Raw genomic sequence first — 13,694 nt, 5'->3', positions numbered from 1 at the left:
ATCCCGGGTTTGACCGAATCACACTGGCACATGAGCCTTGCCGAACTACCTGTCTGACGTCAGCGCTAATGGGACAGTTTAGGTTGATTTGATAAGAGAGGGTTTCTGGTTCATCGTAACCACCAAGGAGTGGAGATGAGACAGAAACCCGGAACCAAGCGGAGCCACGGCGAGAAGGTCGTCAAAGACATTCGCCGTGCGATGCGCAAACAGTATTCTGCCGAAGAAAAGGTCAGGATCGTGCTGGACGGTCTGAAGGGCGAGGACAGCATTGCAAAGCTGTGTTGCCGTGAGGGCATAGCGCAGAGCTTGTATTACAGCTGCTCCAAGGAGTTCCTTGAGGCTTGAAAGAAGCGCGCAAAGCCGCACTCGAAGGTATCATCAATTCGGCATCAAATGAACCGCCGGTTGTGCTGCACCCCGTGACCCAGCCCCCTGAAATCAGGCCATTGAGGTGTTAGTAATCCCTCCAAGCAAAGGATGGGCTATGAAACGCAGATTTAGCGACGAGCAGATCATTGGAATGATCAAGGAATACGAGGCGGGCGTGAAGGCTCAGGAGCTGTGCCGCAAATACGGGATCAGCGACGCGACGTTCTACAAAAACAAAGCCAAGTTTGGCGGTATGAATGCCTAGGATGCGAACAAGCTGAGAGCGCTGGAAGACGAAAACAACCGTCTGAAACGGATGCTGGCGGATGCCATGCTGGACAACGCGGCGCTCAAGGATCTCGCGACAAAAAACTACTGACGCCTGACGTTAAGCGAAGGGCCGTGTCGGACGTGATGGATCGGCACAGCCTGTCTGAGCGTCGGGCGTGTGAACTGGCCGACCTGCACAGGTCTGTCTTTCAATACCAGAAACAGGATTGGGGGATGCTCTCTGGCGTAGCACCGTTGTAGCACCGGGTAAGGATGTCCTAAACGCGGAAAGCCCTGCGTTATGCAAGGCTAAGTGTTTGATATCTGACTAGGAAGTATTGGTTGCGGGAGTAGGATTTGAACCTACGACCTTCAGGTTATGAGATAGCTTACACCCACCTGCACCAACTACGCCCCAAAACGCTGACTCACCCTATCTTATTGTAATTGTTTATTTATTATTGACGACCGCCACCCTCCATTCCTACCTCTTACGCCATGAACCGCTTCCAGTTGCTTCCACAATGCTTCCACGGGGCGATGACAGAGAAAGGATGAGGGATGCCCAAACTGACCAAACGTGCCGTAGAAGCCCTGCCTGTTGAGGCGAAAGATTACTTTGTCTGGGACAGCCAGATAGCCGGGTTTGGGGTCCGCGTTATGCCCTCCGGGGCCAAGACCTATCAAGCTCAGTATCGCAAAGGCGGACGGACACGGCGCGTTTCTATCGGTCGACATGGCAAGATCACTGTCGACGAGGCGCGGAAACTGGCCAAGGAACTGATGGGCCAAGTCGCCAAGGGCGAGAACCCAGCCGAAGAGATTGCACAGCATCGCCGTGCGCCCACGGTCGCTGCCCTGTGTGAGCGGTTCTTTGACTCTCACGTCAAGGAGCGCTGCAAGCCGTCCACCCAAGGGGAATACCGCAGGGCCATCGACCTATTCATTGTTCCGGCCATTGGCAGCTTTAAAGTGGTCGATGTGGAACGAAAAGACATAGCCGAGTTGCACCACAAGTTTCGGGGCAAACCCTATCAAGCCAATCGGACATTGGGCGTGTTGTCCAAGATGTTCAATCTCGCGGAAATCTGGGGCTTGCGGCCTGACGGATCAAACCCCTGTCGCCATGTCCCGAAGTACCGCGAAGAGAAACGAGAACGGTTTCTGAGCCCAGACGAATTGCAACGACTCGGACAGGCTCTGACGGATTCGGAGCAGGATGGATCGGAGACGCCCTTTGTTGTCGCTGCCTTCCGATTACTGATCCTGACTGGATGCCGCCTTGGTGAAATCCAAACCTTGCAATGGTCCTTCATCACAGACGCCGGAATGGAGCTTCCAGACACCAAAACAGGCGCGCGGCGGATTCCCCTGCCCCAAGCGGCCCGAGCGGTTCTGAGCGCGCTGCCACGGCTTCCTGACAACACTTACGTTATAGCCGGGGCAGTTCCCGGCCATTACGCGACCGACCTGCAAAAACCATGGCGTCGTATACGTAAGCGGGCCGGTTTGAATGATGTTCGTATTCATGACCTACGCCACACCTATGCGTCGAATGCCGTGTCGTCGGGCATGCCAATCCAGATGGTCGGTCGGCTGCTAGGTCACAGTCAGATTCAAACCACGATGCGGTATGCGCATCTGGCTGATGATCCGGTACGGCGAGCGGCGGAAGAAAACGCCGCGCGGCTCAACACATTCGTCGGTGCGCAGGAACCCAGCCATGGGCTGCGCCTAGTTAGGTAAGGCATTTTGCGGGACCGGCCCCATAAACGTATACATAGGCGGGCTACATTACGTAGGGCGTCTACGTATACAATACGTTACATAGGGATTTCCTCCCTCCCCGGGGTATACGCGGGGCCGGGTATACCCCGGGGAGGGTAAAGCTACGCCTCAAGCCGATTTCTCGAATGACGGGTCTGAGCCCGAAGCGGACACTGTTTTTATGCTACGATTGATGTGTGTCATGACACGTCGGGAGGAAGGTGAAATAGGCTCTCTGCATGAAATAGCTCGAGGCCGCATTTGGCGTACTTCGTGAAAGATAATAAGGGCCGATGGTCGCCTGACGTAGTTGGTAGTTTGGTGGGCGGCGCGGCAGGGGTAAACCTCTTTGTTCTTCTGTCATTGAGGTCGTACTTGTTCGGCCTGATAGTGGTTTTCTCTTTCGGTGCGATGGGTATTCTAGCCTTCATTGTGCTAATTGTGGTTGGGCTTGCAGTAGGCCAATCGTTTGCCAAGGCGGGAAGAGTGCCGCCACTGCCGCCGATGAAAACACTTGGCCTCGTGCTTTTTGTTTCCTTCGGACCACTTGCCGCTGGCTACCTTGAAGTTGCCATGCGCGGCTCGCCCTTTTCACTTCCGGATGACAGGTCAAACGTCACTTGGAAGTTTAGTCCAGATGGCTCAAGCCGCGTGACCTTCGCAAGTGAGAGTTCGGCTCCGGAGCTATACGACAACTTGCTAAAATCCGCAGAACAAGAAGGATGGTATTGTGCTGTGTGCCAAAATCCCGACGAAAACGGTTGGGGACGTGCTGAGTTTCGAGGACGAAGTTCTCTGCGGACGAGCGAGCAGAGTGAAAGAGCGTGGTTTGAGGTCCACAGCGATGTCAAGCCGTTCAGTGGATATGGCCTGAAACCCTCGGATAAGAAGCAAGCCGTAGTTGGCTATTACCGAAAGAATTGGAGCCTTGAACTGGCCATTATCGCTGTACTGGCGCTGTTACTTTATGGAAGCCTAAGACAAACCAACAGACGGTCGGGCATTTGAAGGGCTTCGACCGCAAATCCCGCTACCGATGCAACGAGTAGCGGATGGCGGCTAAGTCCGCAAAGCAGACGCCCAACGAGCTCTTTCTGATGGCTGCTTCTGACCTCACCAACACGTATCCTACGCTCAATTTCGATTGGTTGTTAAGGCAATGCGACCGGGTTTTCATCGAGTGTCCGGAGGTAAGAAATCAAGTCTGCGCGATCCTGATCAACCCAAACTCCATCTAAGTCCATCTTTGTTCCCGGAATGTATTCTCGTGGACGCCCAAGAAACGAGTTGAGATTGTCGTAGTCCCAGACACCTGAAGTCGCTGAGAAAGCCGTCGAGTACTCGTAGCCATCGTACGAGCCAATGGTGCGCCCGAGAACTCCCCAAAGTGGCGGACCTTCATTGGCTTGAACTTGCCCATTGTTCTCCAGGCTGTGACAGGCTTTGCAGGCACCTGCCAGAGTTTCTCCTCGGCCCCTATCGGCATTACCAATCAAGTGCTTCACACTAGGGATACTTGCACTTGTAGGTACGCCAGCATCCAATAGGATGGTCACGATTTCGTCGTGCCCACGCAACGAGGCGAAATGCAGTGCTGTCCCAAGCCAAGGATCCACGACAGTTGGATCAGCACCGGCTTCCAAAAGCAATCGAACAACTTCTGTGTGTCCGTTGCTTGACGCAACATGGATTGGGTATGCAAAAGTTTTTTCGTACTCAGCATTGGGAAGAGAGTAGTTTGGGTCGGCCCCAGCCTCCAACAGGGCCGCGACCACGTCCGTACGACCGAACCGAGATGCTACTACGAGTGGTGACGAACCTTCAAAACGAGCGCCTGTGGTGCTCGGCAGATCCACCGGCACTCCTTTTTCGATTTCTGACATAACTTTTGCGACATCGCCTTTTCGAGCCATCAAGTGGATCATTTCAGCGGAACTTGTCGACATGGTGGCGCATAGCGCAGCCACCCCCGCGAGGAATGTTTTCCAAGTTCTGTTCATTGCGGCATCCCCCCGGTTGTGGGAGCCTTAATACCACAACTAGTCGTCAATTTCATTTCTTGCAAAGAGTGGCCGCTTTGTCCGCATAACAGACTTTCACGCGATTGGCCTGTCAGCCTCTAGTTAGCGCAACATTGGGTTACACCGCAGTATGCGCCCGTTCTCAAACTAGTGGCTATACTTTGCGCCTCGTCATACCTACCAGACGCATGCCTTACCCGATAAAAGGCAAACCCAGATAAGAAGAATCGGAACCCGGTTAAGCTCGTCCACGATAGAAGAGGCAGTCCCATACTTATCGTACCCGAAAACCAAGTAGTTCCACCAAGATTCTACAAAGACACATACGATGCCAACGACGTTCAAAACCTTTGTGAAGTTGGGGAGCTCTACCCTGTGAACATCGGGGTTTTCACGGAAAAACTTGAACACAGCGCTGCTATGTACCGCTGGGAAACTGCGAAATTTGAGAACCTTCCTCGAAACAGCGACGTTGCGCGCGAGCTGAAGGACATAGCGAAACAAGCCAATCGGCTGAAATCTTCACTTGAGCAGTTGTCATGGAAAGCACAGTCGGAACTCGACAGGCACGCTGATAGTGACGCGGAGAAAAGTATTACTGGATCATTAGCCGCCCCAAGCGAGCCCTCTCTGGCGGTGTCTTTGAAGCATCTGGAAATTGGTGTCCCTTGCGTGATTTTGGATGTTCCAGCGCTGCGTTCAGTGATTGAAGGATTGGAAATCGCAGCCAGCAACAAGAGCGCCAACCTCCCGAAAGGAAGACCCGGACAAGTCCGCTCATACGGGTTGCGTCTATGGATGCGTAACATCGCTGATCTTTGGAATGGAACGACCAGTCAGGCGTTTACACGGGACGTTACTTCGTCAGGCGAGCCGATAACAAACGCCGCTCGCTTTTGCACTGAGGCATTTCGGAAAGTCGATCCAAGCATTCCAACGTCGCGCGTCATGAGGGAGTTAAAAGATTGCATCCGTGAGCGCGCTTAGCCTACTGAACGAATTGTTGTTCAGATTCGCGGTTAATTCGTCCAGCGGTTTCGCTCGAAATTCGCACCCAAGCGCTCCTATGTTCGCCCCATAGCATTTTGCACTGAAAGGACGAACAACATGCAACAGCAGGCAATCGCCACCGAGCAGATCATCCCCACATCAGACTATTGGGATGGATTTATCACTGAGACCGAGGCAGCAGACTATCTCTGCCAAAGCGTGCGCACCATGCAGAAATGGCGCGTCACAGGCTTTGGCCCTTCCTTCTACAAACCGGGCCGGTCAGTTCGCTACCGCCGTCGCGATCTGCGCATTTGGGCCGAAGGTCGCCGCCGCCGTAACACCTCGCAAGTCTGAGTTTTGCCCGCACGGGGTTGGCAGCGCCGTGCGGGATTTTGGGGCCGGAATGGCTCTGACGGGGCGCGGGCGAAACGGTCCTGCGCCCCTTTTCACAAACATCAACAGAAAGACACTGAACCATGGCAAACCAGCCAGCACAGAAATTCAAGATTGGCCTGATCACCGCAACCATCTGGGACAATGATGGCTTCTACTCGGTCGATATGTCCCGCTCTTACAAGACCGATACCGGCGAATGGCGGAGTTCGACCAGCTTCCACCATTCGGACCTGCTCAATATCGCCAAATGCGCGGAGCGCGCCGAAATCTGGATTGGCCGTCAAACCAATGCCAGGTAGTGGCAGCACCGGAGCGGCTTCGCTCCGGCCCCAAAACAAATGCTGCCCCGCCGGAGGCACTCAGGGGGCGTAAGCCCCCGCAATCTTTTCCCCACATTGCCAATTATCCCAGCGGCAGGGCATGCCGCGATAGAGGGGGGTCTTGTAACACCCCCCTCCACGAATACGAAAGCGAAGGTCAGCGCAAATGGAGGCAACAATCCTGCATTCCGGGTTTGATGGGCTGAAATTCACTATCCAAGCGGATATCCCAGACAACTTTCGCGACGAATTGGCCTCCGCCAAGCAACATGCCAAAGAAACCTATGGCGATTGCGTTCTAGAATTCGGCTCAGTGTCGTTGAATGTGACTAGCAAGGGCGCGCGCGGCTTCACCGCTCACACTGGCGACCATGGGGCTGTGTGGCTGTTCCAAGACCCGCAAGACCGCATTCCAAACAATCCCGGCATCACTGTCGATTTCCGCGCTTTTGGTCTCGCCACAGGCGGCCTTGAGAGGGCGGAGCAACACTTTCGCGACTGCATGGAAGCATTCGGGATCAAATACGTGGAAACGCAATTACGGGTCGCACGGGCTGACTTTGCAGTGGACATCTTGGCCCCTTGGTTTGAACCGAACCGCGAAGCCTTGGTTGTTCCGCCGGGTACCAAAATCACGGAATACACTGGTGTTGATAAAACTGCGACGGTTTCCAGCGGGGCGCGTGTTGTTGGCCTGCGTGCCGGGGCCGTCGCCAACCGGCAATTGGCGATATATGACAAGCGGGCAGAAGTGATCCAGCAGAACAAGATGGGCTGGCTGACCATCTGGAACGCGGCACTGGACGCCATCGGGAAGCTACCGCTTGACTTGGCCGACAGGGACACAAGTCAGGTCTGGCGCTTTGAAATGCGCCTTGGCTCCAAGCAATTGCGCAACCGATTCGAGTTGCGAAACTGGCAGGATGTCCATGACATCATCGGAGACGCCTTCACAGACGCGCTGGGGCGCATTCGCTACTGCATGCCGACCGCAGACGGAAACCGCGCCCGTTGGCCCACACACGAGCTTTGGCGCCAATTTGAGGCTGTGGTTGGCAACGACTTGCTACAAAACTGTGCGGGCGTTTTGCCCTGCAACGTGATGGAAGCCAACCGAACTGCCAAGATGCGTGAACTGGACGCCCAGCTTGCAGGATTGTTCGTCACGCGCGCAGCAATTTCAGACGTTTGTGCGCACAATTTTAGTGATTTTTTGGAAAGTCACTCCGACGTGTTGGCTCGGCTCGTTGCAGAGTATGCCACCCCACTCGAAGAACGGCTTTCCAAGGCGCGCGGAAAGTATCGGTTGTCTTGAGAGGCCACCAAGCTGACATTCGCTGCATGTGCGAATAGTCTACTGCAAGCGCAAAGCCATCCACCGGGAGGGCGGAAAACAGACACTTTCAGCAATCGCGCTCTGGCGGATTCAGGCTATAGCGAGTGGACATTCAGATCGCGTTAGATCGAGTTGTTTCCAAGGGAAACCGGCAAGATGCCTCTAGCCAACCACAAAGAAAACCCAAACCGCACACTCGCGTGCAAAACCCAGAGCTCAGCTCTCAAAAAGGCAGCTGTTCGATGCAAATTTGGAGAATCACGCAACCGTTGTGCTCAGTCTCCAACTGGCTGCTTGATCTAAACTCGGAGCCGCAAGGAACAAGCAGCTAGGCTGGAAGGCAAAAGCTGGAGGACAGAGAGAATGCCAGAGTAATTGAGTGCACACAGTGCTTTGGTCGCGCCTAGTCACTGTGCTGTGCGTTGATCCGATAATTTGTGACTGCCACGAAACGATCGGATTTATCATGGTGCACCAGTAGCTCCATTATCTTACCTCGAGGTAATCCTTCCTTTTTTCATGTGATTTGAGAATTTTCTGCCGTTGGCGATTGGAGAAAAATGGCAGCGCTGCCAAGCAACCAAGAATTACAACCTCTAATCTAATCAGTCTATTTGCCAATTTTGAGGGTGGTCGATTTTGTTGCACGCTTTCCCGAGCCGATTGAGTTCCACTAGCTTGAATTTGCAATCCGGCGGCCACAGAAGACAAGCGAGCCTCTATAGAACCTAGCGCCGATCGTTGCATAGAATTCTGTAATCGAGAGAAATCATCTATCTGTTTCCGAACTTCGATTTTCATTGCGCCCAAAAGCACAATAGTCTGTCGTTCGATCAAATCTTGAAAAAACTCTTCCACTTCGGCTTTTGGTTTCTGTAAATTAGTGTTTCGTCCTAGTCCTATGGGCGCTCCAGAAATAACTTGATTGATGTAGTCAACGCTATCCTTGTGCTTCTGCCAAACCTGATCTGCGGCGCCTTCAGGCAATTGAAGGTTTGCGCCCTTGCGAGCCGGGTCTGAAACGATAAGCGCTTCGGAAATAGCGGCGCCTTCGTTTGGTGGTCGCAATTTTAACGCCGCATTTGCACTACGCATCAGCGCCAATTCACAGGTGTCCAAACTGCGATTCACTGAAGCTAAGTCAGTCTGTGGTAGAGCGTCGAAGTGATTGATATTCATAGGCTTCAGCAGGCCTTGCGCAATATTTTGCCGGATATCAGCATAGTTTAAAACCGTAAGAGTGAAGGCATCGGTCTCTTTTGCTGCTTTCGATATGGCAGCTATATTGCTTAGTTTGATCGGCAAATTCGGAGCGCAGCGTTCGAAATCATCGGTTCGGCCATGCTGCTTAACTTGCTGCCCATAAATCGAAGCCAACCACGGCAGCAGGTCCCGAACCGCGCAAATAAGGTGTAGCCTAGTGTCCACCTGACGGCATTTCTCTGATAGGGCCAAAAAGTCGTCTGGGGAAAGATGAAATAGATCCTCTGAGCTAATCAAGAGCTTTCGACACTCATCTCCTCGCAAAAGGCTCATTGCAGCGTCAAGCTGTCGAAGACCCTCCTCGGAGGCGTCGATAGTATTCTTGTTTTCTCTTAGAAAAACACTGGCTATGAGTAATCCATTACCTGAGGTTATTCCACCACTAGCGGCAATATGGAAGTTGTTGGAAAGATCAGGGTATAAGAGACCATGTTTTTCGAATAAAATGTCAGAGTGCTCGGCGCAATAAGTTTGAAACGCGGAGGTTCCGGTTTTCGGGGCCCCTATGTGCATAAATAGCGTTTTTTTATACATAAATTCATCTCTCATCGCATTCGTGGTGCGCACCTGGCTTTGCGTCTGGTTTTTCTCAGTACGTTTTGCTGTGGATCTCAACAACAATTGATGAGCCGTGCCAGTACCTAATCCTTAAATACCCAGCTTTCTATCTCAAGCAAACTACATGTGAAACCCGCTCCAACCTCAACAGTTGAAAGTGGGCCGTGATGATAAGAGCATGCTTGCGAACTTGCCTGAGGTTAAGTGACGTACCTATACACATGGCAACCACTTGGACATCAGGCAGGTGCGATATTATGCTTAACGGAGGCTAAGTCTGCACTGTGGAATTTGAGCTGGAGCAGAATCAAGCAGGTGCGGCGAACGGTGGAATTGATAGGCTGCGATGCAGAATTTCGATAGGCGCGTACCTTCGGAATTGGATTTTTACTATGCAGCTGAGTTGATCCTGGTTGGCTGCTCTGTCCCGCACTGCTCACATTCACGGGACCAATAATTTGCGCTTGCAGCGAACGTCTCCTTTGGCGGGCCGCGCCACAGCGATTGGGGAGCATTGTCAAGGTCGGCTCTGGGCCGAGCCATCATGCCGCACTTGCAAAAGACCGAAGTGCGATCGACGTCAGCTCAGGGCTCCTCGCGACCAATTGCTTGGATTTGCGTAAGCTTCTTCTGTTGCCCGTTCAACACACTTCTTTTACGTTTCGCTTGCTTCCACAGTGCTTCCACGGGCTGTGGCACAAATAGCAACGCCGCCCTGAGGCGGTGGATAAGTAATTGATATTGTGTGTTATATTTGGTTGCGGGAGTAGGATTTGAACCTACGACCTTCAGGTTATGAGCCTGACGAGCTACCGGGCTGCTCCATCCCGCGACACTTTTGATGACCTACCGCTTACGCTACTTGAGGTCTTTTTTGGTCTACCGCCTATTCGGCTGCTTGAGACCGGGTAGTGTTCTTATCATCGTGTTGAGAGATTGGGGATTTTACTAGGTTTGGCGGTGACCTACTCTCCCGGGGCTTAAGCCCAAGTACCATTGGCGCGGCAGTGCTTAACTTCCGGGTTCGGGATGGGACCGGGTGTTTCACTTGCGCTATGACCACCAAACCGAGGAAAATCCCCGTCGCTCTTTTGCTTTGCAAAGGCGACGCGCAGGAGGCAGCGTATTCGCGAAGCGGATGCGCGTTCCTGCACGGTTGTTATGTCAATCAACAGTGTCGCTTGGCGCGACACAGCTATCCAACTCAAGGTGTGTATGTCTTTGATTTGTCTTTCCATTACTGGATCAAATCAAGCCTATCGGGCGATTAGTACCGGTCAACTGAACGCATTACTGCGCTTACATCTCCGGCCTATTGACGTGGTGGTCTTCCACGGCCCTCAGGGAGACCTTGTTTTGAGGGGGGCTTCCCGCTTAGATGCCTTCAGCGGTTATCCTGTCCGATCATAGCTACCCAGCACTGCCGTTGGCACGACAACTGGTCCACCAGTGGATCGTTCACCCCGGTCCTCTCGTACTAGGGGCAACTCCTCTCAAGTCTCCTACACCCACGGCAGATAGGGACCGAACTGTCTCACGACGTTCTAAACCCAGCTCACGTACCTCTTTAAACGGCGAACAGCCGTACCCTTGGGACCTGCTCCAGCCCCAGGATGAGATGAGCCGACATCGAGGTGCCAAACACTGCCGTCGATATGGACTCTTGGGCAGTATCAGCCTGTTATCCCCGGCGTACCTTTTATCCGTTGAGCGATGGCCCTTCCACTCGGGACCACCGGATCACTATGGCCGTCTTTCGACTCTGCTCGACTTGTCAGTCTTGCAGTCAGGCTGGCTTCTGCCATTGCACTCAACGAGCGATTTCCGACCGCTCTGAGCCAACCTTCGCGCGCCTCCGTTACGCTTTAGGAGGCGACCGCCCCAGTCAAACTACCCGCCACGCAGGGTCCCGGATCCGGATAACGGACCGCGGTTAGACATCAAGAGTGCGAAGGGTGGTATCTCAAGGGAGGCTCCACAGGGACTTGCGTTCCTGCTTCAAAGCCTACCACCTATCCTGCACATCACAATCCTGATGCCAGTGCGAAGCTGTAGTAAAGGTGCACGGGGTCTTTCCGTCTAACCGCGGGAAGCCTGCATCTTGACAGGCAATTCAATTTCGCTGAGTCGATGTTGGAGACAGCGGGGAAGTCGTTACGCCATTCGTGCAGGTCGGAACTTACCCGACAAGGAATTTCGCTACCTTAGGACCGTTATAGTTACGGCCGCCGTTTACCTGGGCTTCAATTCAAGGCTCTCACCTCTCCTTTTAACCTTCAGGCACCGGGCAGGCGTCAGACCCTATACGTCGTCTTGCGACTTCGCAGAGCCCTGTGTTTTTAATAAACAGTCGCCACCCCCTGGTTTGTGCCCCCAGCCCCTAGTTGCCTAGGAACCGGGCCTCCTTCTCGCGAACTTACGGAGGTATTTTGCCGAGTTCCTTCAACATCGTTCTCTCAAGCGCCTTGGTATGCTCTACCAGTCCACCTGTGTCGGTTTAGGGTACGGTCTGATGGAGGGCTATTTCCAGGAACCACTCAGCAGCCCAATCAATCCGATAAGATTGAACTACACCTGTGATCCGTCACATCCTCCTGGCCTAGGAATATTAACCTAGTTCCCATCGCCTACGCCTTTCGGCCTCGGCTTAGGGGCCGGCTTACCCTGCTCAGATTAGCTTTAAGCAGGAACCCTTGGACTTTCGGCGAGAGTGTCTCTCACACTCTTTGTCGCTACTCATGTCATCATTCTCACTAGTGATCTCTCCACCGGATCCCTCACAGGCCGGCTTCATCGAAAAGACTCGATCCTCCAAGGTGCCCCGAAAGACACTAAAGAGGATAAGTCTTATGTCACACTACGCTCTGCTACCATGCCTTACGGCATCCTAAGCTTCGGCTCATGGCTTGAGCCCCGTTACATCTTCGCCGCAGGACAACTTATTTAGACCAGTGAGCTGTTACGCTATCTTTAAAGGATGGCTGCTTCTAAGCCAACCTCCTGGTTGTTTTGGTCGTCCCACCTGCTTTCCCACTTAGCCATGAATTGGGGGCCTTAGCTGTAGGTCAGGGTTGTTTCCCTCTCCACTACGGACGTTAGCATCCGCAGTGTGTCTGCCATCTAGTACTCCCGGGTATTCGGAGTTTGGTTAGGATCAGTAAGCCTGTGGGGCCCCATTACCCATCCAGTGCTCTACCCCCCGGGGTATTCGGATGACGCTCTACCTAAATAGATTTCGCAGAGAACCAGCTATCTCCGAGTTTGATTGGCCTTTCACCCCTAGGCACAGCTCATCCCGATCCTTTTCAACGGATGTGGGTTCGGTCCTCCAGTAAGTGTTACCTTACCTTCAACCTGGCCATGCCTAGATCACTCGGTTTCGGGTCTGATCCCACGAACTCATTCGCCCTATTAAGACTCGCTTTCGCTACGCCTACACCTAACGGCTTAAGCTTGCTCGTGAGACCAAGTCGATGACCCATTATACAAAAGGTACGCCGTCACCCCGCAAGGAGGCTCCGACTGATTGTAGGCGTTCGGTTTCAGGTACTGTTTCACTCCCCTCGTCGGGGTGCTTTTCACCTTTCCCTCACGGTACTGGTTCGCTATCGGTCAGCAAGGAGTACTTAGCCTTCGAAGGTGGTCCTCCGATCTTCAGACAGAATTTCACGTGTTCCGCCCTACTTAATACGTCCGATCATGCTTCATATACGGGACTGTCACCCTCTATGGTCCTGCTTCCCAACAGGTTCTATTCACACTCACGGCTCGGCTGGTCCCCGTTCGCTCGCCACTACTAGGGGAGTATCAATTGATTTCCTTTCCTCCGGGTACTTAGATGTTTCAGTTCCCCGGGTTTGCTCTTAAAACCCTATGTATTCAGGTCTTAAGTACCTGTTCATGCTCATTATTGATCAGCTGTGCCAACAATAACAAACATTCAGGTGGGTTGCCCCATTCAGAAATCCATGGATCAAAGCTTATTCTCAGCTCCCCATGGCTTATCGCAGAGTATCACGTCTTTCATCGCCTCTTGCTGCCAAGGCATTCACCAAACGCCCTTCTCGCGCTTGATTTGATCCAGAAAAAGAAAGACATAACATCTTGCGCTACCGCCTATTCGGCTACTTGAGCGCGTGAAGCCTTTCGACCTTTCGGCCTGCAGGCTTCGACTATGTCGATCGTGATCACCCAGCTGGTAACTAAAGGCGATCGTTCTTCTGAACCAAAAACATACATTTCCCGCCCCCGCCACTTGGACGAGGACAATTGAGCAACCCCATATGGTCTCCCAGCCGTGCAGCTGATCAACGCAGGTCGCTCGGGTTAGTATATTTGACTTGGACAACTCTGTTCGTTTCAGTCGCGATACGCATCCCGGGCCGGCTAGACCCAAAC

8 protein-coding genes, 1 tRNA gene, 2 rRNA genes and 2 pseudogenes are annotated in these 13,694 nt (G+C 53.1%); 8 read left to right on the top strand and 5 right to left on the bottom strand.

Annotated elements, in window-relative coordinates:
• Positions 1–135: 135 nt before the first annotated feature.
• From ACR3FC_RS11155 to ACR3FC_RS11140, 4 genes and pseudogenes are all read left to right on the top strand, one after another.
• Positions 136–345, top strand: a pseudogene (locus ACR3FC_RS11155) (transposase); the annotation flags it as partial.
• Positions 346–487: 142 nt separating this feature from the next.
• Positions 488–828 (top strand): annotated as a pseudogene (locus tag ACR3FC_RS11150) (transposase); the annotation flags it as partial.
• Positions 829–1,203: 375 nt separating this feature from the next.
• On the top strand, positions 1,204–2,388 hold the full coding sequence (locus ACR3FC_RS11145; protein WP_480474879.1) for a tyrosine-type recombinase/integrase: 1,185 nt from the start codon (positions 1,204–1,206) through the stop codon (positions 2,386–2,388).
• A 294-nt stretch (positions 2,389–2,682) separates the two neighbouring features.
• Positions 2,683–3,417: a hypothetical protein gene (locus ACR3FC_RS11140; protein WP_480474878.1), complete on the top strand. Its 735-nt coding sequence runs from the start codon at positions 2,683–2,685 to the stop codon at positions 3,415–3,417.
• A gap of 143 nt (positions 3,418–3,560) precedes the next feature.
• On the opposite strand, the gene ACR3FC_RS11135 is transcribed toward ACR3FC_RS11140, so the two are convergent.
• Positions 3,561–4,409, bottom strand: coding sequence for an ankyrin repeat domain-containing protein (locus ACR3FC_RS11135; protein WP_480474877.1), 849 nt, complete (start codon positions 4,407–4,409; stop codon positions 3,561–3,563).
• 396 nt (positions 4,410–4,805) lie between these two features.
• Here ACR3FC_RS11135 and ACR3FC_RS11130 point away from each other — a divergent pair, with 396 nt between their 5' ends.
• The 4 genes from ACR3FC_RS11130 (at position 4,806) to ACR3FC_RS11115 (ending at position 7,454) form a co-directional block, all read left to right on the top strand.
• Positions 4,806–5,417, top strand: coding sequence for a hypothetical protein (locus tag ACR3FC_RS11130; RefSeq protein ID WP_480474876.1), 612 nt, complete (start codon positions 4,806–4,808; stop codon positions 5,415–5,417).
• Positions 5,418–5,537: 120 nt separating this feature from the next.
• Positions 5,538–5,777, top strand: a complete 240-nt coding sequence (locus ACR3FC_RS11125) for a helix-turn-helix domain-containing protein (protein WP_480474875.1) — start codon at positions 5,538–5,540, stop codon at positions 5,775–5,777.
• 122 nt (positions 5,778–5,899) lie between these two features.
• Positions 5,900–6,118, top strand: a complete 219-nt coding sequence (locus ACR3FC_RS11120; protein WP_480474874.1) for a hypothetical protein — start codon at positions 5,900–5,902, stop codon at positions 6,116–6,118.
• A gap of 187 nt (positions 6,119–6,305) precedes the next feature.
• Positions 6,306–7,454, top strand: a complete 1,149-nt coding sequence (locus tag ACR3FC_RS11115) for a hypothetical protein (RefSeq protein ID WP_480474873.1) — start codon at positions 6,306–6,308, stop codon at positions 7,452–7,454.
• 507 nt (positions 7,455–7,961) lie between these two features.
• On the opposite strand, the gene ACR3FC_RS11110 is transcribed toward ACR3FC_RS11115, so the two are convergent.
• The 4 genes from ACR3FC_RS11110 to ACR3FC_RS11095 form a co-directional block, all read right to left on the bottom strand.
• Entirely contained in the window at positions 7,962–9,353 is a 1,392-nt protein-coding gene (locus ACR3FC_RS11110; protein WP_480474872.1) for a hypothetical protein, read from the bottom strand.
• A gap of 698 nt (positions 9,354–10,051) precedes the next feature.
• Positions 10,052–10,128, bottom strand: a tRNA-Met gene (locus tag ACR3FC_RS11105).
• 120 nt (positions 10,129–10,248) lie between these two features.
• Positions 10,249–10,363, bottom strand: a 5S ribosomal RNA gene (rrf, locus tag ACR3FC_RS11100).
• 179 nt (positions 10,364–10,542) lie between these two features.
• A 23S ribosomal RNA gene (locus tag ACR3FC_RS11095) occupies positions 10,543–13,372 on the bottom strand.
• Positions 13,373–13,694 lie beyond the last annotated feature (322 nt).

Source organism: Ruegeria sp. AF3 (genome assembly GCF_056536285.1).
The sequence above is the reverse complement of the archived record's forward strand: the minus strand, read 5'-3'. Positions and strand labels throughout refer to the sequence as shown.

What these genes read in the sequence shown, in the direction of transcription:
- ACR3FC_RS11135 (WP_480474877.1), bottom strand. Translation starts at nt 4,409, where the DNA reads ATGAACAGAACTTGGAAAACATTCCTCGCGGGGGTGGCTGCGCTATGC.
- ACR3FC_RS11120 (WP_480474874.1), top strand. Translation starts at nt 5,900, where the DNA reads ATGGCAAACCAGCCAGCACAGAAATTCAAGATTGGCCTGATCACCGCA.
- ACR3FC_RS11125 (WP_480474875.1), top strand. Translation starts at nt 5,538, where the DNA reads ATGCAACAGCAGGCAATCGCCACCGAGCAGATCATCCCCACATCAGAC.
- ACR3FC_RS11145 (WP_480474879.1), top strand. Translation starts at nt 1,204, where the DNA reads ATGCCCAAACTGACCAAACGTGCCGTAGAAGCCCTGCCTGTTGAGGCG.
- ACR3FC_RS11115 (WP_480474873.1), top strand. Translation starts at nt 6,306, where the DNA reads ATGGAGGCAACAATCCTGCATTCCGGGTTTGATGGGCTGAAATTCACT.